Consider the following 18,206-nt stretch of genomic DNA (forward strand, 5'->3'; position numbering starts at 1 on the left):
GTCCGGAGCGCGTAGGGTTAGCACCACCATGTCCAAGAAGACGTTCGAGGAGCTGTTCACCGAGCTCCAGCACAAGGCCGTCCATGGCGACCCCGCCAGCTCCCGTACCGCCGAGCTGGTCGGCAAGGGTGTCCATGCCATCGGCAAGAAGGTCGTCGAGGAGGCCGCCGAGGTCTGGATGGCCGCCGAGTACGAGGGCAAGGAGGCGGCCGCCGAGGAGATCTCCCAGTTGCTCTACCACGTCCAGGTGATGATGGTGGCGCGCGGGATCTCCCTGGACGACGTCTACGCCCACCTCTGAGCAAGCCCTCACCCCAGTTCCGTACGTAACGAGCAAAGGAAGCCGACCTCATGCTGCGCATCGCCGTCCCCAACAAGGGTTCACTGTCCGGCCCTGCGGCGGAGATGCTGCATGAGGCCGGCTACCAGCAACGCCGCGAGTCCAAGGAACTGAGGATCGTCGACCCGCAGAACGAGGTCGAGTTCTTCTACCTCCGCCCCCGCGACATCGCGATCTACGTCTCCTCCGGCCGCCTCGACATCGGCATCACCGGCCGGGACCTGCTGCTCGACTCCGACGCCAACGCCGAGGAGATCCTTCCGCTCGGCTTCGCCCGCTCGACCTTCCGTTTCGCCACCAAGCCCGGCACCGCGAGCAGCGTCGAGGACCTCGCGGGCATGACGGTCGCCACCTCCTACGAGGGCATCGTCGCCAAGCACCTCGCCGACCAGGGCGTCGACGCCTCCGTCGTCCACCTGGACGGCGCCGTGGAGACCGCCATCGAACTCGGTGTCGCCGAGGTCATCGCGGACGTCGTCGAGACCGGCACCTCGCTGCGCAACGCGGGCCTGGAGGTCTTCGGCGAGCCGATCATGAAGTCCGAGGCGATCGTCGTCCGCCGCACCGGCGCCGACGCCGAGGAAGCCAAGGTCCAGCAGTTCCTGCGCCGTCTGCAGGGCGTCCTGGTGGCCCGGACGTACGTGATGATGGACTACGACTGCCGGGTCGAGCAGTTGGAGAAGGCCGTCGCCCTGACGCCGGGCCTGGAGTCCCCGACCGTCTCCCCGCTGCACAACGAGGGCTGGGTCGCCGTCCGCGCCATGGTCCCGGCCAAGGAGGCCCAGCGGATCATGGACGACCTGTACGCCATCGGCGCCCGGGCCATCCTGACCACGGCGATCCACGCCTGCCGTCTGTGAGGGATCGCACACCGATGTCGGATCTGTCACACCTGCCCGCCCTCCCCGTGACCTTCCGCCCCGCCCGCACCCGGGCCGTGCTGGTCACCGCGGGAATCGCGATGTTCGCCGTGATCACCGCGGTCGCCCTGCTGCTGGAGACGCTCACCGCCGGGGAACGGGTCAGCTTCGTGTTCACAGGGGCCCTTCTCTGCGGCATCCTGCTGCTGCTCGCCCGGCCCAAGGTCGTCGCCGACGAATCCGGGGTGACCGTCGTCAACATCGCAAGCCGACGCCGTCTGGACTGGGCGGAGATCCTTCAGGTCAACCTGCGTCCGGGTGACCCCTGGGTGTTCCTGAACCTGAGCGACGGCACCAGCCTGCCCGCGCTCGGCATCCAGCCGGGCATCGCCAAGCAGCGGGCCATCGAGGACGCGCGCACCCTGCGCGCGCTCGCCGAGGCCCGCTCCACGGCCGCTGTCGAGCGACATCAGGACTGACTCCGGGCGGTCCTGCCCGACACATACGACGGAATCTTGATTAATCTGGTGGGAGAGGCGTTCCTGTTGCGCCTCCGCCCCTGAGGCTCCGCCCGGTGCTCAGGGGTTCCTGCTACCCGAGGAGTGACTCCCTCCGGCGATGGACGGATCGTCCTGTAGTACCTGCGCCGCCCCCTGCCGACATAGCGCGTACCGCTCTCCTGCGGTACGCGTCGACGCGGAGGCGGCGGCATCATGACCCTCGCTCTGCTGCTCCTCGGGGCGGCCCTTCTGCTCATCCTGGCCAACGGATTCTTCGTCGCGGCCGAATTCGGACTGGTCACGGTCGAACGGGCCGACGCCGAGAAGGCCGCGGCCGGCGGCGACGCACGGGCCCGTACGGTCGTCGAGTCGCTCAGGGAGCTGTCCTTCCAGCTCTCCGGCACCCAGCTCGGCATCACCATCACCTCGCTCCTCGTCGGCATGCTCGCCGAACCCGCGCTCACCCGGGTGCTGCGGGGCCCCCTGGGCCTCGTCGGCATCCCCGACGGCGCGGCGGACGGCATAGCCGTGGTCGTCGGCATGCTGCTGGCGTCCGCCGCCCAGATGGTGATCGGTGAGCTGGTCCCCAAGAACTGGGCGGTGTCCCGGCCGCTCCAGGTCGCCCGCTTCGTCGCGGGCCCCCAGCATCTGTTCTCCCGGCTGTTCCGGCCCGTCATCGCGGCCCTCAACACGGTCGCCAACCGGCTGGTGCGCGCGCTCGGCGTCGAGCCCACAGCGGAGCTGGCCTCCGCCCGTACGCCCGGGGAGCTGGTCTCCCTGGCCCGGCACTCGGCGCGGGCCGGGGCGCTGGAACAGGACACGGCCGACCTGTTCGTGCGCACCCTGTCCCTCGGCGAGCTGACCGCGCAGCATGTGATGACCCCCCGGGTCAAGGTGAGCGCGCTGCAGTCGTCCGCCACGGCCCAGGACGTGGTCAATCTGACCCGGGCCACCGGACTGTCCCGTTTCCCCGTCTACCGAGAGAAGATCGACGAGGTCGTCGGCATGGTCCACCTCAAGGACGCCCTCGCGGTGCCGGCCTACGAACGGCTGCGCACCCCCGTGGTGCGCATCGCCCAGACGCCGCTGCTCGTCCCCCAGACCCTGCCGGTGCAGCCCCTCCTGGAGCTGCTGCGCAGCCAGCAGCCCATCGCGGTCGTCGTCGACGAGTACGGCGGCACGGCGGGTGTCGTCACCCTGGAGGACATCGTCGAGGAACTCGTCGGCGAGGTGCGTGACGAGCACGACGTACAGGACCTGCCGGAACTCGCGGTCGCGCCGCCCGAGGACGGGCGTCCCGCCTGGGAGGCCGACGGCAGCTGCCGGGTCGACATCCTCAAGCGCATAGGCCTGGACGTGCCCGAGGGGCCCTACGAGACCGTCGCCGGACTCGTCGCGGATCTCCTCGGCCGGATCCCGGCGCCCGGCGACCGGGCCGAGCTGCCCGGCTGGCGGCTCACGGTGCGCCAGGTGGAGCACTACCGCGCGGAGCGGGTCAGGCTCGTGAAGCTCGCGGACGCCCCCGCACCGGTCGCGGAGGCGGTGCGATGAGCCTGCTCCAACTCGTGCTCGCCACACTGCTGGTGCTGGTGAACGGGTTCTTCGTCGGCGCCGAGTTCGCGCTCGTGTCCGTGCGGCGCAGCCAGATCGAGCCGCTCGGCACCGCCCGGGCCCGTCAGGTGCTCTACGGCCTCGAGCGGCTCCCGCAGATGATGGCCGCGGCCCAGTTCGGCATCACCGTCTGCTCGCTGACGCTCGGCGCGGTCGCCGAGCCGACGGTGGCCCATCTGCTCGAACCGATATTCGAGGCGGCGCAGCTGCCCGACGGGATGGTCCATCCCCTCGGCTATGTGATCGCGCTCGCCGCCGTCGTCTTCTTCCATCTGGTGATCGGCGAGATGGTGCCGAAGAACCTGGCGATGGCGGCACCGGAGAAGGCCGCGCTCTGGCTCAGCCCGGGACTGGTCGCGTTCGCGCGACTGTGCCGGCCCGTGACGGTCGCACTGAGCGCCTGCGCCCGGCTGATCCTCAAGCTGTTCCGGGTGGAGCCGAAGGACGAGGTCGAGGCCGTCTTCACCAGCGAGCAGCTCAACCAGCTGGTGGAGGACGCCGGCCAGGCCGGACTGCTCGACCCCGGGGAGCAGGAGCGGCTCGGGGACGCGCTGGAGCTGGGCTCACACCCGGTGACCGACGTCCTCCTCGACCCGGCGCTGCTGGTCACCGTGGCGCCCACGGTGACCCCCGGCGAGGTGGTGGCGCTCACGGCGCGCACCGGGTACTCCCGTTTCCCGGTGGTCGGCCAGAACGGCGCCTTCATGGGCTATCTGCACGTCAAGGACGTCCTGGATCTGGAGGAGTCCGAGCGGGCGGTGCCGCAGCAGCTGTGGCGCCCGATGATCACGCTCGCGGCGGAGCTGCCGCTCGACGACGCGCTCACGGTGATGCGGCGCGCCGCCACCCACCTCGCAGCGGTCGCCGACGGCTCCGGCCGGGTGCTCGGTCTGGTCGCCCTGGAGGACGTGCTGGAACTCCTCGTGGGTGAGGTCAGGGACCCGGCCCACCGGGAGGCCCCGCCCCAGCCGCGCATGCCGGAGGAGCGGGCAGCCGTGGCCGGCTGACACCGTGCTCTCGGTCACAGGGGCCGGCGTCCGCGATCGCGGACGCCGGCCCTCGCCGTTCAGGGACTCGACGGATCGTGCGGCCCGCGCCCGGACAGGACCTCCCCGTAGGCCTGCATCAGATCCGGGAGCCGCAAGGTCGACAGGTCGTCCCGGTTGGGGATCGCGGAGTATCCGCTCAGCCGGAGGTCCCGGTAGGCACAGCTCTTCTCGTACAGCGTCCGCAGGAACCGTCCGTTGCCGAGTTCGTCGATCCACCCCTGGTCCACGACATGACCGGCGATGGAGCGCAGCTCGTCCAGCGCCTCCTCGTCCCAGACGTCCCCGTTCTCGCCCGCCAGGACCTCACCGATCGAGGTCAGCTCAAGGGGCCGGTAGGAGGGGAAGTCGACACGGGTGGTGAAGCGGGAGGACAGGCCCGGGTTGGCGGCCAGCAGGCGGTCCATGCCCTCCGGGTAGCCGGCGAGGATCACCACCAGGTGGTCCCGGTTGTCCTCCGCGCGCTTCAGCAGCACCTGCAGGGCCTCGTCGCCGTACGCGTCGCCCTTGCCGTAGCCCGAGTTGGACAGCGAGTACGCCTCGTCCACGAACAGCACGCCGCCGATCGCCGAGTCGATCAGCTCATTGGCCTTCACCGCGGTCTGGCCCAGGTACTCGCCGACCAGGTCCGCCCGCTGCGCCTCCACCAGATGGTCGCCGCCGAGCAGACCGAGCGCGTAGAAGACCCGGCCCAGGATGCGCGCCACCGTGGTCTTGCCGGTGCCCGAGGGGCCCGAGAAGACGAAGTGGCGCTTGGGCGGCTGTACGGGTAACCCCTCGCCCGCCCGCAGCCGCGCCATGTTCAGCTGGGCCGACAGGGCCTTCACCTGGCGCTTGACCGGCTCCAGGCCGACCATCCGCTCCAGCTCGGTCAGGGCCTCCTCCAGCAGCGCCGGATCCGTCGGGCCCGTCGGCAGCGGCGGCGCCGGAGGTGTGGCCTTCTCCCGTACGAAATCGTTCTGCGCCGGCAGCGGGCCCGTCGGCGGCTCGGGCTCGGACAGCTTCACCTCCCGGCTCTCGGCGCCGAAGAGGGGATCGAGGCAGTCCGGCCCGTCCAGCACGTCGCCGCCCCCGGCGAACGCCACCGACGTGAAGTCGGCCGACTCGTCGTACCCGTCGCCCTCGGCGATCGCGGCGAGCCGGGCGGAGGTGTCCATGAAGGCCGGGTCGACCCGGTGCACCGCCCGGTACAGGGGCAGCGCGGCCGCCGAACGGCCGGTGCCCTCGTGCGCCCGGGCCAGCCAGTACCGCAGCTCCTTGCGCTGCGGCTGCTCGCTGCGGCAGCGCATCAGCGCGGCGGACAGCAGCGGCTCGGCCTGGCCGTACATCTCCAGGCGGACCCGGGCCATCCCGCCGAACAGCCCGGCCTCGATACCCAGCATCGGGTCGTCGATCAGCGGATCGGTGTGCCGGACCAGCTGCTCCCAGTCCTTGACGAGGTAGGCGCGGCAGGCGTGCAGAAAGCGGACCTGGGCGTCGGTGTCGACGGGCGGCAGCCCGGCCAGCGCCCGGTCCAGCTCCGGGACATGGCGGCCGTCCAGCCAGTGCGAGGCGTGCGCGAGCAGCAGGTCGCGCGGGCTCTCCAGCACCGGCTGAACCCACCAGCCCAGCCAGTACCAGGAGTTGAGCGTCCGCCGGTGCCGCGCCCGCTGCTCCCCGAAGCGGTCGCGATGGCGGAACATCCGCAGCAGCGCGGTCGTCGTGTCCACGCGCAGCGCGTGCAGCCCGAGCCAGCCGTCGGCCATCCCGGGATCCATCCGGACCGCCGCGCGGAACTCCTCCTCCGCCTGCGGATAGGCGCCCATGGTGTAGGCGTCGACGCCTCGCACCCAGGCGAGGTCGGCCGGAGCCTCGGGGCCCCGCGTGCCGAAGTCCATCACGTCCCCCACAAACCGTGCCCCCGTTGGTTCACCGCCGGGCCCGTGCCCGTCGGCCGTTGTGCTCGAACCGCTGTACCGCGGACCGGAGTTGGAACAGTGCGCGAAGCGGCTGTCCGATGGTCGCACCGAGAGGCATCGTACCTGCGGGGGAGTGGCGCACCGAAGGGTGCCGCACGAGCCGTTCGACGAGGTGGGAGGCGACGGGCGCACTACGGATGGTGACCGAGTGTGAGCGGATCACGCCTCGCGGCGCCCGAAAAGGGTGTCCAGGGCAGAACGAAGCCCCCGATCACGGGGGAACAACCGGGGGCTTCGCGTCTGAGGGCGGCTTCGAAACCGCACATTGAGAACGTAAGTCCTGCCCGGCCCCCGGGTCAAGCCGACCTGAAGCCCTCAAGGAAGTTCGTCCGCAAGGGCCTTCACGAGTTCAGCACAACGGCGTGGATCCGTCACTGTCGGTGATCTCGTGGTCCGGACCAGAGGTCCCGGCGGGTCCGCGCACCACCTGATAACCCATCGGCCTCTGGTGCACCAGGAGATCGGCGTACGGTCGCGAGGGGTCCTCGGCGAAGTGCTGTCGCTCCGCCGCCGTCCATCCGGCCCAGAACGCGCTCTGTTCCTCGCCGTCCCGGGAGCGTCCGCGCTCCCAGGCCTCCTCGCGTGGCATCTCCATCCACAGCAGGTGCCGCAGATGGGGGCGCAGCGCGCGGCGTCCGGCGCCGACCCCCTCGACGAGGACCACCGGAGCGGGCGGCAGCGTGCGGGCGGGGGCGAAGGTGCGGGTGCGCCAGTCGTAGGGCCGGTAGTGCGCGCTCTCGCCGCGGCCGAGCGGGGTGATCACCTCGCGCAGCAGCCGGTCCGTCCAGGCGAAGAGGTCCTCGTGGGTGGCGATGTCGTCAAGGTGCAGCACCGGCGCACCGAGCGCGGCTGCCAACTGCCCGGTGAACGTGGACTTCCCGGAGCCGGCGTGCCCGTCGACGCCGACGAGGCGGACGGGGCCGCAGGACGGCGGCAGCCGCCGCAGACGGGAGGCGAGCGTGTGAATGGCGATTCCTGCGAGGGGTGGAAGGGACAGGGGCGTTTTCCGCAGGACATTTTACGCGACCGCGTCAGAGGTCCCGGTCCGGGAAATCGGTCTCTCATTGAACTGTTCATTGATCAATCACCGGCGCGGCCCAGGAGGCGGGAATGAGCATTCCGCTTGTGCCGCATGGTGAGTAAGGTGCAGATGCGCAACCGCCGGTGTCGTTACGGGGACGGACAGGGGAGCATGGCCGCGGGGTTATTCGCAGGGCAGTACGTGTGGCATCCGGCGGCCGACGACCGTGAGCTGGCGAGCGTATGTGTGGAAGTACGGGCCGGCCGCTATCTGGGCGCCCACGGACTGCTCGCCGAGACGCGTGACGACCCCGGACTGCGCGCCCATCGATCCCTGGTGCTCGCCTCCGAGGCCGCCGACTCCGACCTGGCCGAACGCTGGCTCGCCGAGGAGCCCGGCCCCGAGGCCGCGTTGTTTTGGGCACGCGTGGCCACGCTGCGGGCGCTGCGGGCCGCGGACGCCCACGACGAGCGGGCCCGTCCGCTGGAGCACATCGCGCTGAAGGCCTGTGCGCGCGCCACCGTCATGGCACCGCACGACCCCACTCCCTGGGTGGCCAGAATGTCGCTCGCGCGACTGCACGAGATCCGTGAACCCGCGCCGCACGGGCTGCTCACCGCGCCGCCGGGCCCCTGGGAGCTGTTCTCGCACATCCTGCGGCTCGACCCCTTCCACCGCGAGGGCCACCACCGTTTTCTCGCCTACTTCTTCGCCCGCCACCGGGGCTCGGTGAACGCCGCCTGGGACGTCGCCGCCTTCCTCGGTCAGCGGGCGCCCGTCACCTCCGCGCTGCGGCTGCTGCCCCTGGTCGCGCTCGTGGAGAGTTACAACCCGGCGCAGTCGCTCGCCGACCGGGTCTGGGAACAGCCCCAGTGGCGGTCCACCGCGCTCGCGGTCTACCAGAACTGGCTGCCCCAGGTCGCCGGTTACCGCTTCACACCGGTGCTCGACCTGGCGTATCTCGCGCACGCGCTGGTCATGGCCCAGTGCGTGTTCGAGGCGCGCGCCGTCCTTATGGCCATGGGGCCCTACGCCTCCCGTATGCCGTGGAGCGTCTTCGGGGACCCCGAGGAACAGCTCTCGCGCGCCCGTCGCACCTGCGGACTGCCCGTCCCGGGAGCCCCCTGATCCGTCTCTCCGTCCATCGGTCCACCCCCCACACAGAAAGGGTCCGATTGTGTCAGAACGGACGTCGCTGCCCCGTACGAGACGCCGTGCGGGCCGGGATCCCGTCGCGATCGACGACGACGCGACCCTGCACGCGATGGGATATCCGCGGAAACTCACCCGAAGGTTCCAGGCCTTCGACAATTTCGCCATATCCTTCACCATCATCAACATCCTCTCCGGAATTTTCTCCTCGTTCGGCTTCGGCATGAATGCGGGCGGACCCCGCATTCTCGTCTTCGGCTGGATCGGGGTCTCCGTCATGGTGCTTTTCATCGGCGCCGCGATGGCGGAGGTGGCATCCGCCTATCCGACCAGCGGGGCCCTGTATTTCTCCGCCGGAAAACTCGCCCGACGGCACAAGGGTGCCTGGTCCTGGTACACCGGCTGGCTGAACTTCGTGGGCCAGGTGGGCGGTACCGCGGCCACCGGATATGCGGCCGCCACCTTCATCCAGGCGTTCATCGCCCTGCAGTGGACCTCCTACCGGCCCACCGCACACCAGACCGTGCTGATCACGGCGCTGATCATCGTGCTCCAGGGGCTGGCCAACACCTACACGGTGCGTCTGGTCGCGGTCCTCAACCGGATCTCCGTGTGGTGGCTGCTGATCGGCCTCGGGGTGATCGTGGGCGCCCTGGCGTTCGGCCCCGACGAACACCGGCCCGCCTCGTTCGTGACGCACTTCGTGAACAACACCGGCTTCACCAACGGGCTCTACGGCGGCATGCTCGGCCTGCTCGTCACCAGCTGGACCTTCACCGGCTTCGACGGCAGCTTCCACATGTCCGAGGAGACGGTCCGGGCGACGGTCAACGCGCCCCGGGGCATCACCCGCTCCATCGCCTGGTCGGCGGCCACCGGGCTCGTCCTCATGCTGGCCCTGGTGTACAGCATCGGTGACTACGCCAAGGTGGCCGGCTCCTCGGCGCCGCCCGTACAGATCCTCATCGACGGGCTGGGCACGGGCGCGGCGAAGGCGCTGCTGCTGATCGTCATCGGCGCCATGCTCTTCTGCGGCCTGGCCAACCTGACCAGCAACACCCGGCAGATCTTCGCCTTCTCCCGGGACGGCGCGATGCCCGGTTCCCGCTGGTGGCACTCGGTCTCGCCGCGCACCCGTACCCCCGTGAAGGCGGTGTGGCTCGCGGTCGTCTGCTCGCTCGCCCTGGTGCTGCCCGGCTGGTGGTCCCACACCGCGTTCACGGCGATCGTCAGCGTCAACGTCGTGGGGCTCTTCCTGGCCTACGCCGTGCCGATCTTCCTGCGGCTCCGGCTCGGCGCCGAATTCCACCCCGGGCCCTGGCAGCTCGGACGCTGGAGCCGGCCGGTCGGGGTGGTCGCCGTCGCCTGGATCCTGCTGAGCAGCGTGCTGTTCATGCTGCCCCAGGCCTCGCCGATCACCGTCGACTCCTTCAACTACGCCCCGATCGCCCTCGGGGCCGTGCTGGTCGTCGCCACGGCGTGGTGGTTCGCCACCGCGCGCCGCCGCTTCCAGGGGCCGGTCAGCTACGGCCGCCCGGACGAGGTGGCGGCGATGGACCTCGTCTGAGGGACACCCGGCGCCGCGTCCGGCGGGGTGCGCGACTCTCGTGTCCACCCGCCGGGCGCGCCGGGGTGCCCGGCACCCGCGTGCGTCCGCCGGGCACGAAAGCCCCAGGTCCCGCCAGTGGTCGGGACCAATAGTGGTGGACACGCCGAGGGCCGAAGCGGTGGCGTACTCCCCGTACGGCCGCCATAGTTGGCGCACACCGTGCGTCCGGACCATCGCTTCAGGACACCTGGGGGTCTCGACAGATGAGCAGAGCTTCAGAGCCGTCCCGCAGAACCCTCCTCGCCGCCGCGATCGCCGTGGCCGCGGTGACCGGGGCGGTCACGAGTCCGGCGGCCGCGGCCGCCCCGGCGGGTCCGGCCACCGGACCGGCGGAGGAACCCCCGCGCCCCGTGGACTACCGCGCCTGGACCACGTACTCCGACTGGCGCAGCGGCGCCGGCCAAGGGGTCCGGGCCCTCGCCGGCGCCCGCCCCGGGGTGGTGATCGCCACCCCGGCCGGCCGCACCGACTACCCGGACCCGCACACCGGGAAGACCGCGAGCTGGGAGTACGCCACCTGGATCTCCCCGGTGCACCGCCTGTCCGTGCCGTCCACCGAGGCCGTCGCCTCCTGGAACGCGCAGACCCCCGCGGGCACCTGGCTCCAGGTCGAGCTGCGGGGCACCTACTCCGACGGCACGGACACCCCCTGGTACGTGATGGGCCGCTGGGCGGCCGGCGACCAGGACATCCGGCGGACCTCCGTCGACGGCCAGACCGACGGCAAGAGCAGCATCTCGACCGACACCTTCGCCGTCACGGACGCGGCCTCGGGCCTGCGCCTGGTGTCGTACCGCCTGCGCCTGACCCTCTACCGCAGGCCGGGCACCCGGCTCACGCCGACCGTGTGGCGCCTCGGCGCCATGGGCTCCGACGTCCCGGACCGCTTCACCGTCCCGGCCTCCACCCCGGGCCTCACCCGGGAGCTGGCCGTCCCGCGCTACTCGCAGGAGATCCACAAGGGCCAGTACCCCGAGTACGACAACGGCGGCGAGGCGTGGTGCAGCCCCACCTCCTCGCAGATGATCCTCGAGTACCGGGGCGGGCGCCTCACCCCCGAGCAGCTGTCCTGGGTCGACCCCTCGTACGCCGACCCGCAGGTCTGCCACGCGGCCCGCTCCACCTACGACTACCAGTACGAGGGCTGCGGCAACTGGCCGTTCAACGCGGCCTACGCGGCCACGTTCACGGACCTCCAGGCCGTGGTCACCCGGCTCTCCTCGCTCACCGATCTGGAGCGGCTGGTCGCGGCGGGGATCCCCGTGATCACGTCCCAGTCGTTCCTGAAGGAGGAGCTGACGGGGGCCGGGTACGGCACCTCGGGCCATCTGATGACGGTGATCGGCTTCACCGCCGCAGGCGATGTGATCGCCAATGACCCGGCCTCGCCCGACGACAACGCGGTACGGCGCGTCTACCGGCGGCGGGAGTTCGAGAACATCTGGCTCAGGACCAAGCGGTACAACGCCTCCGGCAAGGTCGTCTCCGGCCCCGGCGGGGTCTGCTACCTGTACTTCCCGGCACACCCGACCGCCCAGCAGCGCAAGGCGCTGGCGACGGTGGGCGTGCGCTGACCCGGAAGCGCCCCCGCCACCGTCCCCGAGGCCCCCGTCACGGTGGGGGCCTTTGCGTGCGCGACGACGCCGCCCCCGGCCTGTGACCAAGGTCTCCGCCGCACCCGCTCATTCCGGTGGCAGGGTGGACAGAAGGGGGAGTCCACCGCACGAGCCAAGACCAGCGAGCCGCCATGACCGCCATCTCTGCCGCCGCCGCCCGACTCCGCGCCCGCACGGGCGGTCCCCGGGACGACGGGCCGAAGATCCTCGAACACATCGTGGGCTGGGTCCTCGTGGTGGTCCTCGCGATGCTAGTCACCCAGCTCGGCTGGCTGTGACCCGGGCGTCCCGACCTTCCTGAACATTTCGGCCCGCGAATTCCGAACACCCTCCCACCAAGTCGATCAGAGTCGAACATGCTGGGGATGTCGTTCTGCAATACTGCGGATGTCCCGCCGGCAGTTGGAGGCTCGGGTCGAAATTGAATAACAGTCAACAGCGAGACGACGTACGTCCGCGGGTGCGCGGCACCGATCGTTCTCTGGCACGCCGCGCCGAACTCATCGCCATCGGGCGGAAGTTATTCTCCGACACCTCGTACGACGCGTTGTCGATGGATGACATCGCACGTCACGCCCATGTGGCCAAAGGGCTGATCTACTACTACTTCAAATCGAAGCGCGGCTATTACCTCGCCATTGTCGAGGATTCGGTGGCCAGTCTCGTGACCCTGGCGGCCGACAGCCTCGGGCTGCCGCCTCTGGAGCGGGTGCACCGCACCATGGACACCTATCTGCGCTACGCGGAGCACAACCAGGCTGCGTACCGCACGATCGTGAGCGGCGGAGTCGGCTTCGACGCCCAGGTCCACGCCATCCGGGAGGGGGTGCGCGAGGCGATCGTCACCACCATCGCCGAAGGCGCGTACGGCCGACGGGAGATCGGTCCGCTGGCGCGCATGGGGCTGCTCGGCTGGGTGTGCAGCGTGGAGGGTGCCACCCTCGACTGGATCGACCACCCGGTACTGTCCCGCGACACCATGCGCGAGCTGCTCGTGAAGACCCTCGGCGGCACCCTGCGCGCCATCGAGGAGATGGAGCCCGCCTATGTCGCCCCGCCGCCCGCGCGCCGGGACACCTGACGGCAGCTCCGGCCCGCGCGCCTGGGCGGGAGCCGCCGCGACTCCCGCCCAAGTCCTGTGCCGTCTAACTCAGTCGATGGCTTTGATCAGCTCTCCGTTCGCGGTGTCACCGCTCAGCTCCCAGAAGAAGGTGCCGCCGAGGCCCTGCTGGTTCTTGTACGTCATCTTCGTCGCGACGGTCGACGGAGTGTCGTAGCTCCACCAGCTTTCCCGCATTTGGCGTACGCGGTGCCGCGCGGAGAGCAGTCCCGCCCCGAGGGCGGCGCTGCACGCGGCCGACGGGAGCGCCCGCGGAGGGAGGGCGCGGAAGCGGTGAGAAGTGCGCATCGCTTCTCCTTCGTGGGGGAGAGGGGGACGCGCGCTGACGGAACGCGTGCCGATTGGCATGAACGCGATGAATGGGTGGGGTCGCAACAGGTGGAGGACTAGACCAGTGCGTCAATGGTTCGGACCAATATCGATGGGGGAACGTTTCTTGGAGTAAGCGGTCGTTAACTGGTGACTCCATGCCTCCGATCGGGCATACTCCAACCGGCACAACCGCTGGTCAGCCGCCTCCGAGACCCGGAGCCACGAGCATCGGCCAGGCCCAGTGAGACCCGGCGGAGCCGCCCCCACCCAAGGCGCGCGTCCGCCGATGATCCCGAAAAGGGAGAGGAGCGTCGCCATGCCCGACCACGCCCCGCAGCCGGTGGACCGTGTACTGCCCACGGACGAGGCCAGGGATCTGATCTCGCTCGTCCGCGACATCGCGCAGCGTGAGATCGCGCCGAAGGCGGCCGAGGAGGAGCACGCCGGGCACTTCCCGCGCGAGGTTTTCCGCCTGCTCTCCGAGTCCGGGCTCCTCGGCCTGCCCTACGCCGCCGAGTACGGCGGCGGTGACCAGCCCTACGAGGTCTACCTCCAGGTCCTGGAGGAACTGGCGGCGGTCCGCCTCACCGTCGGCCTCGGCGTCAGCGTCCACACCCTCGCCTGTCACGCCCTCGCGCACTACGGCACCAAGGAACAGCAGGTCGAGCATCTGCCGGCGATGCTCGGCGGCGGACTGCTGGGCGCCTACTGCCTCTCCGAGGCGTCCTCCGGTTCGGACGCGGCGTCCCTGCGCACCAAGGCCCGTCGCGAGGGCGGCGACTGGGTGATCAACGGCACGAAGGCTTGGATCACGCACGGCGGGATCGCCGACTTCTACACCGTGATGGCGCGCAGCGGCGCGGAGGGGCCGCGCGGGATCACCGCCTTCCTCGTCCCCGGCGACGCCGAGGGGCTCAGCGGTGTGACACCCGAGAAGAAGATGGGCATGACGGGCTCGCCGACCGCGCAGGTCCACCTGGACGGAGTGCGGGTGCCCGACGAGCGCCGCCTCGGCGAGGAGGGCCAGGGCTTCGCCATCGCCCTGTCCGCGCTCGACTCCGGGCGGCTGGGCATCGCCGCCTGCGCGATCGGGCTGGCCCAAGCGGCCCTGGACCAGGCGGTCGAATATGCGACCGAGCGTCTGCAGTTCGGGCGGCCGATCTCGGACTTCGAGGGGCTGCGTTTCATGCTCGCCGACATGGCGACGCAGATCGAGGCGGGCCGGGCGCTGTATCTGGCGGCGGCACGGCTGCGTGACGCCGGGCGGCCGTTCGGCAAGCAGGCGGCCATGGCGAAGCTGCACTGCACGGACACGGCGATGAAGGTCACCACCGACGCCGTCCAGGTGCTCGGCGGGTACGGCTACACCGCCGACTTCCCGGTCGAGCGCTATATGCGCGAGGCCAAGGCGCTGCAGATCGTCGAGGGGACCAATCAGATCCAGCGGATGGTCATCGCCCGTCACCTCGTGGGTCCCGAGTCGCGCTGAACGGATCCTGGCCCGCCGTGCGCCGCCCCGAGCCCGCCGGGGGCGCGGCGAGCCGTACCCACTCCGGGTCGTGACGCCCCGGCAGCGTACGGCCACCGTCGGCCCAGGTCCGCATCAGTGCACGGTAGATGGGCGGGTCCTGGGGCTGGGGTGGCGGCGGAAGCAGTGCTGCCGACGCCGGGACGAACACCCGTCGCCGAGGGCCGGTCGCCGATTGTGTGGCGGTCATGCATGGGGAACGCCGAGGCGTGTGCGCAGGTCACCGGCCCCGGTATTCGAGCGTGAGTTCCTGGAGGGCCCGTACGGGGGCACGGTGCGCCGTCGTTTGCCGCAGCGTCCGCTGACGCGGTATCGGATGGCGAGGGTCCGGCGACGCGCCTGACGCGAGGTCAGGTCCCGTGGGGCGGCCGGGGACCCCACTGGGGCGGGCAGCGGGGTACCGCGGTGTCCCGGCGGCGAGACCGGCCGGGACGGTGTCCGGGGCCGTGGGGCGGCGGAAGAACGGGGGCGGCTCAGGCCGTCAGCCGCAGCGGGCGCGAGCCCGGGCCGCCGACGTGCGAGAACGGCTGCATCCGCCAGTCGAGTCCCTGAGGGAGCGTCAGCAGCAGGGCGGTGTCCTGCTCCTGGGGCGCCGCGGACTCGTCCGCGGGCCGGGCCTCGGCCGCCGCGCGGCCCGTGCCCGAACAGACCGTGAGCCCGAACGGGTTCCACGGCGAGGCGCACAGCGCGTGCTCCGGCAGGGCCTCCTCGTCCGCCAGAAGTGCGATGGGCTGCGCGCAGTCCGGGCAGATCACCCGGTACATCTCGAAGGTGTCGTACGCGTCGAACTCGTCGTCGTCGGCGGGTTCGACGCCCTCCGGCTCGGGCTCGACGACGGGCTGCTGCCGCTTGGACGCGCTGCGACCAAGGCGCTTCAGACTCTGCATTGGGATTCTCCCCCTCGGGCTGGGCCGACAAGGCACCGCGGCCTCGACCACAGCAAGCACTTCCCGTCCGGTCTCGGCGGTAATCACGAGGACATCACGAAGCCTGTTCGGGTGCTGTGGCGTTCGTCACATGCCATTCGCAGGTGCCCGGTGCGCCCGCCGTCGGCCGCCGCACCGGGCACCTGCGATCGGCACCCGGTTGCGGCGCAGCGTTCCCGTGTCCGCCCCAGAGGGCCCCGAGTCGCCTCCCTGAACATCACAAACCGGGTATGACCTGCGCCTGAGGTATCGGTGGGGATCGGCAGCCCTGTAGGTTCTAGCGCCATGGAGGAGCTGGACCGACAGATCGTGCAGCTGCTCGTCAAGGACGGGCGGATGAGCTACACCGACCTGGGCAAGGCCACGGGCCTGTCCACGTCGGCCGTGCACCAGCGGGTGCGTCGGCTGGAGCAGCGTGGCGTCATCCGCGGGTACGCCGCCGTCGTCGACCCGGAGGCCGTCGGCCTGCCGATGACCGCCTTCATCTCGGTGAAGCCGTTCGACCCCAGCGCCCCCGACGACATCGCGGACCGCCTGGCCGGAGTCCCCGAGATCGAGGCGTGTCACAGCGTCGCGGGCGACGAGAACTACATCCTCAAGGTCCGTGTGGCCACGCCCCACGAGCTGGAGGAACTGCTCGCGCGGCTGCGGACGCTCGCGGGGGTGTCGACGCGCACGACGGTGGTCCTCTCCACCCCGTACGAGTCACGGCCTCCCCGGATCTGACACGTCCTGCGGGACCTGCGTGCCGGTCCGCCCCGGCGAGGCGCGAGACTGTCCCCATGAACGAGCGCACCGCCCCGCCGCAGACCGTCCTGCTGCGCCGAGGAGAAGTCCACAGCCCCGCCGACCCCTTCGCGACGGCCATGGTCGTCGAGCACGGGCAGGTCGCCTGGGTCGGCTCCGAAGGGGCGGCCGACGCCTTCGCGGACGGCGTGGACGAGGTCGTGGACCTGGACGGCGCGCTCGTCACCCCGGCCTTCACCGACGCACATGTGCACACCACCTCCACGGGCCTCGCGCTCACGGGTCTCGACCTGTCCGGCGCCCCCTCCCTGGCCGCCGCCCTCGCGCGCGTCCGAGAGTTCGCCGCCGACCGTCCCCAGGACCGCGTTCTGCTCGGTCACGGCTGGGACGCCGCCCGCTGGCCCGAGCGGCGGGCACCGCGCCGGGACGAACTCGACGAGGCCACCGGCGGCCGTCCGCTCTACCTCAGCCGCATCGACGTCCACTCCGCCGTCGTCACCACCGCGCTGCTGGACCTGACGCCGGGCGTACGCGACCGGGACGGCTTCACCGACGGGGAACCGCTCATCGGGGACGCCCACCACGCCGTGCGCGCCGCGGCGTTCGCGGCGGTGACCCCCGCCCAGCGCACCGAGGCCCAGCGGGCCGCCCTCGCGCGCGCCGCCTCCCTCGGCATCGGCTCGGTCCACGAGTGCGCCGGCCCGGAGATCTCCTCCGAGGAGGACCTCACCGGGCTGCTCCGTCTGGCCGCCGAGGAGTCCGGCCCCCGGGTCGTGGGCTACTGGGGCGAGCAGGATGTCGACAAGGCGCGGGAGCTCGGCGCGCTCGGCGCCGCGGGCGATCTGTTCGTCGACGGATCCCTCGGCTCGCACACGGCGTGCCTGCACGAGCCGTACGCCGACGCGGGCCACACCGGCAGCGCCCACCTGGACGCAGCCGCCGTCGCCGCACATGTCGTCGCCTGCACCGAGAGCGGGCTGCAGGCGGGCTTCCACGCCATCGGCGACGCCGCCGTCACCGCCGTGGTCGAGGGCGTGCGCGCCGCCGCCGAGAAGGTCGGCCTCGCCCGCGTCCGCGCCGGCCGCCATCGCATCGAGCATGCCGAGATGCTCACCCCCGAGACCGTCGCGGCCTTCGCCGAACTCGGCCTCACCGCCTCCGTGCAGCCCGCCTTCGACGCCCTGTGGGGCGGCGCGGACGGGATGTACGCGGAGCGGCTCGGGGCCGAGCGCGCCGGGACCCTCAACCCGTTCGCGGCCCTGCTGCGCAGCGGTGTCCCCCTGGCCTTCGGCTCCGACAGCCCCGTCACCCCCCTGGACCCGTGGGGCACGGTGCGGGCTGCGGCCTTCCATCGCACCCCCGAGCACCGGATCTCCGTACGCGCCGCGTTCACCGCGCACACGCGTGGCGGCTGGCGGGCGATCGGACGCGACGACGCCGGGGTGCTGGTGCCGGGAGCGCCCGCGGACTACGCCGTCTGGCGCACCGACGCCCTCGTCGTCCAGGCGCCCGACGACCGGGTGGCCCGCTGGTCCACCGACCCTCGTTCCGGCACTCCGGGACTGCCCGATCTGACCCCCGGCACCGACCTCCCCGTCTGTCTGCGCACGGTGGTGGGCGGCCGGACGGTGTTCGTACGGCCGGGCGAGTGATCTGCCGGGGCGGCGTGCTCGTCCCCGCTCCCCGGGACCCCGTCGTGCGACCTGCGCATCCTCCCCTCTGACCAGGGCATGAATGAAGAAACCGCAGGTCGCACGGCTGTTGACAGTGAGGCGCAGGGGGCCGGTAGGTTCGGCCGCGTCCACCGTCGGACGTCCGACCGGGGAACCTCCGCGCAGTCGCCGGAGCGCCGCTGGGTCA

Annotated in this window: 17 protein-coding genes and 1 pseudogene; 13 read left to right on the forward strand and 5 right to left on the reverse strand. The window is 71.3% G+C overall.

The window, feature by feature from the left end; genetic code table 11:
• Window positions 1–28: 28 nt before the first annotated feature.
• From ACFY2Z_RS23000 to ACFY2Z_RS23020, 5 genes are all read left to right on the forward strand, one after another.
• A complete protein-coding gene (locus tag ACFY2Z_RS23000) occupies window positions 29–301 on the forward strand; it encodes a phosphoribosyl-ATP diphosphatase (protein WP_311695937.1) in 273 nt (90 codons plus the stop codon).
• 50 nt (window positions 302–351) lie between these two features.
• On the forward strand, window positions 352–1,200 hold the full coding sequence (gene hisG, locus ACFY2Z_RS23005; RefSeq protein WP_390745960.1) for an ATP phosphoribosyltransferase: 849 nt from the start codon (window positions 352–354) through the stop codon (window positions 1,198–1,200).
• Between the two features lie 14 nt (window positions 1,201–1,214).
• Window positions 1,215–1,679: a PH domain-containing protein gene (locus tag ACFY2Z_RS23010; RefSeq protein WP_390745961.1), complete on the forward strand. Its 465-nt coding sequence runs from the start codon at window positions 1,215–1,217 to the stop codon at window positions 1,677–1,679.
• A 234-nt stretch (window positions 1,680–1,913) separates the two neighbouring features.
• Window positions 1,914–3,251, forward strand: a complete 1,338-nt coding sequence (locus ACFY2Z_RS23015; protein ID WP_390745962.1) for a hemolysin family protein — start codon at window positions 1,914–1,916, stop codon at window positions 3,249–3,251.
• The gene (locus ACFY2Z_RS23020) at window positions 3,248–4,318 is read left to right on the forward strand and encodes a hemolysin family protein (protein WP_390745963.1); all 1,071 of its coding nucleotides are present in this window, start codon (window positions 3,248–3,250) and stop codon (window positions 4,316–4,318) included. The genes ACFY2Z_RS23015 and ACFY2Z_RS23020 overlap by 4 nt, the downstream gene beginning before the upstream one ends.
• Window positions 4,319–4,377: 59 nt before the next feature.
• On the opposite strand, the gene ACFY2Z_RS23025 is transcribed toward ACFY2Z_RS23020, so the two are convergent.
• Together ACFY2Z_RS23025 and ACFY2Z_RS23030 are read right to left on the reverse strand one after the other, a co-directional pair.
• Entirely contained in the window at window positions 4,378–6,234 is a 1,857-nt protein-coding gene (locus tag ACFY2Z_RS23025; protein WP_390745964.1) for an AAA family ATPase, read from the reverse strand.
• Between the two features lie 430 nt (window positions 6,235–6,664).
• The gene (locus ACFY2Z_RS23030) at window positions 6,665–7,171 is read right to left on the reverse strand and encodes a uridine kinase (RefSeq protein WP_390745965.1); all 507 of its coding nucleotides are present in this window, start codon (window positions 7,169–7,171) and stop codon (window positions 6,665–6,667) included.
• Window positions 7,172–7,507: 336 nt separating this feature from the next.
• Here ACFY2Z_RS23030 and ACFY2Z_RS23035 point away from each other — a divergent pair, with 336 nt between their 5' ends.
• The 5 genes from ACFY2Z_RS23035 to ACFY2Z_RS23055 all read left to right on the forward strand — a co-directional run bounded on the left by ACFY2Z_RS23035 (window position 7,508) and on the right by ACFY2Z_RS23055 (window position 12,794).
• Complete coding sequence (locus ACFY2Z_RS23035) at window positions 7,508–8,464, forward strand: hypothetical protein (protein ID WP_390745966.1); 957 nt, start codon at window positions 7,508–7,510, stop codon at window positions 8,462–8,464.
• Between the two features lie 49 nt (window positions 8,465–8,513).
• Window positions 8,514–10,055, forward strand: coding sequence for an amino acid permease (locus tag ACFY2Z_RS23040; RefSeq protein ID WP_390745967.1), 1,542 nt, complete (start codon window positions 8,514–8,516; stop codon window positions 10,053–10,055).
• Between the two features lie 245 nt (window positions 10,056–10,300).
• Window positions 10,301–11,671 carry a peptidase C39 family protein gene (locus tag ACFY2Z_RS23045; protein WP_390745968.1) on the forward strand — a complete coding sequence of 457 codons (1,371 nt, stop codon included), beginning with the start codon at window positions 10,301–10,303 and terminating at the stop codon, window positions 11,669–11,671.
• A 173-nt stretch (window positions 11,672–11,844) separates the two neighbouring features.
• Window positions 11,845–11,991 (forward strand): SCO1431 family membrane protein, encoded by a 147-nt coding sequence (locus tag ACFY2Z_RS23050; RefSeq protein ID WP_390745969.1) that lies wholly within the window; start codon window positions 11,845–11,847, stop codon window positions 11,989–11,991.
• A 143-nt stretch (window positions 11,992–12,134) separates the two neighbouring features.
• A complete protein-coding gene (locus tag ACFY2Z_RS23055) occupies window positions 12,135–12,794 on the forward strand; it encodes a TetR/AcrR family transcriptional regulator (protein ID WP_390745970.1) in 660 nt (219 codons plus the stop codon).
• Window positions 12,795–12,863: 69 nt separating this feature from the next.
• Here ACFY2Z_RS23055 and ACFY2Z_RS23060 read toward each other — a convergent pair.
• Window positions 12,864–13,027, reverse strand: a pseudogene (locus ACFY2Z_RS23060) (glycosyl hydrolase family 18 protein); the annotation flags it as partial.
• A 434-nt stretch (window positions 13,028–13,461) separates the two neighbouring features.
• On the opposite strand from ACFY2Z_RS23060, the gene ACFY2Z_RS23065 reads away from it, so the two are divergent.
• The gene (locus tag ACFY2Z_RS23065) at window positions 13,462–14,634 is read left to right on the forward strand and encodes an acyl-CoA dehydrogenase family protein (RefSeq protein ID WP_390745971.1); all 1,173 of its coding nucleotides are present in this window, start codon (window positions 13,462–13,464) and stop codon (window positions 14,632–14,634) included.
• Here ACFY2Z_RS23065 and ACFY2Z_RS23070 read toward each other — a convergent pair.
• Both ACFY2Z_RS23070 and ACFY2Z_RS23075 read right to left on the reverse strand, forming a co-directional pair.
• Window positions 14,597–14,863, reverse strand: a complete 267-nt coding sequence (locus ACFY2Z_RS23070; protein ID WP_390745972.1) for a hypothetical protein — start codon at window positions 14,861–14,863, stop codon at window positions 14,597–14,599. The two genes, ACFY2Z_RS23065 and ACFY2Z_RS23070, sit on opposite strands and share 38 nt — an antisense overlap.
• Before the next feature lie 283 nt (window positions 14,864–15,146).
• Window positions 15,147–15,560, reverse strand: coding sequence for a hypothetical protein (locus tag ACFY2Z_RS23075; RefSeq protein WP_390745973.1), 414 nt, complete (start codon window positions 15,558–15,560; stop codon window positions 15,147–15,149).
• Window positions 15,561–15,884: 324 nt separating this feature from the next.
• On the opposite strand from ACFY2Z_RS23075, the gene ACFY2Z_RS23080 reads away from it, so the two are divergent.
• Both ACFY2Z_RS23080 and ACFY2Z_RS23085 read left to right on the forward strand, forming a co-directional pair.
• Window positions 15,885–16,325, forward strand: coding sequence for an Lrp/AsnC family transcriptional regulator (locus ACFY2Z_RS23080; protein ID WP_311699088.1), 441 nt, complete (start codon window positions 15,885–15,887; stop codon window positions 16,323–16,325).
• Between the two features lie 56 nt (window positions 16,326–16,381).
• Window positions 16,382–17,998: an amidohydrolase gene (locus ACFY2Z_RS23085; RefSeq protein WP_390745974.1), complete on the forward strand. Its 1,617-nt coding sequence runs from the start codon at window positions 16,382–16,384 to the stop codon at window positions 17,996–17,998.
• Window positions 17,999–18,206: the final 208 nt, after the last annotated feature.

Origin of the sequence: Streptomyces sp. NPDC001222 (assembly GCF_042896945.1) — a bacterium.
In the GTDB taxonomy this organism is placed as follows: Bacteria; Actinomycetota; Actinomycetes; order Streptomycetales; family Streptomycetaceae; genus Streptomyces; species Streptomyces gibsoniae.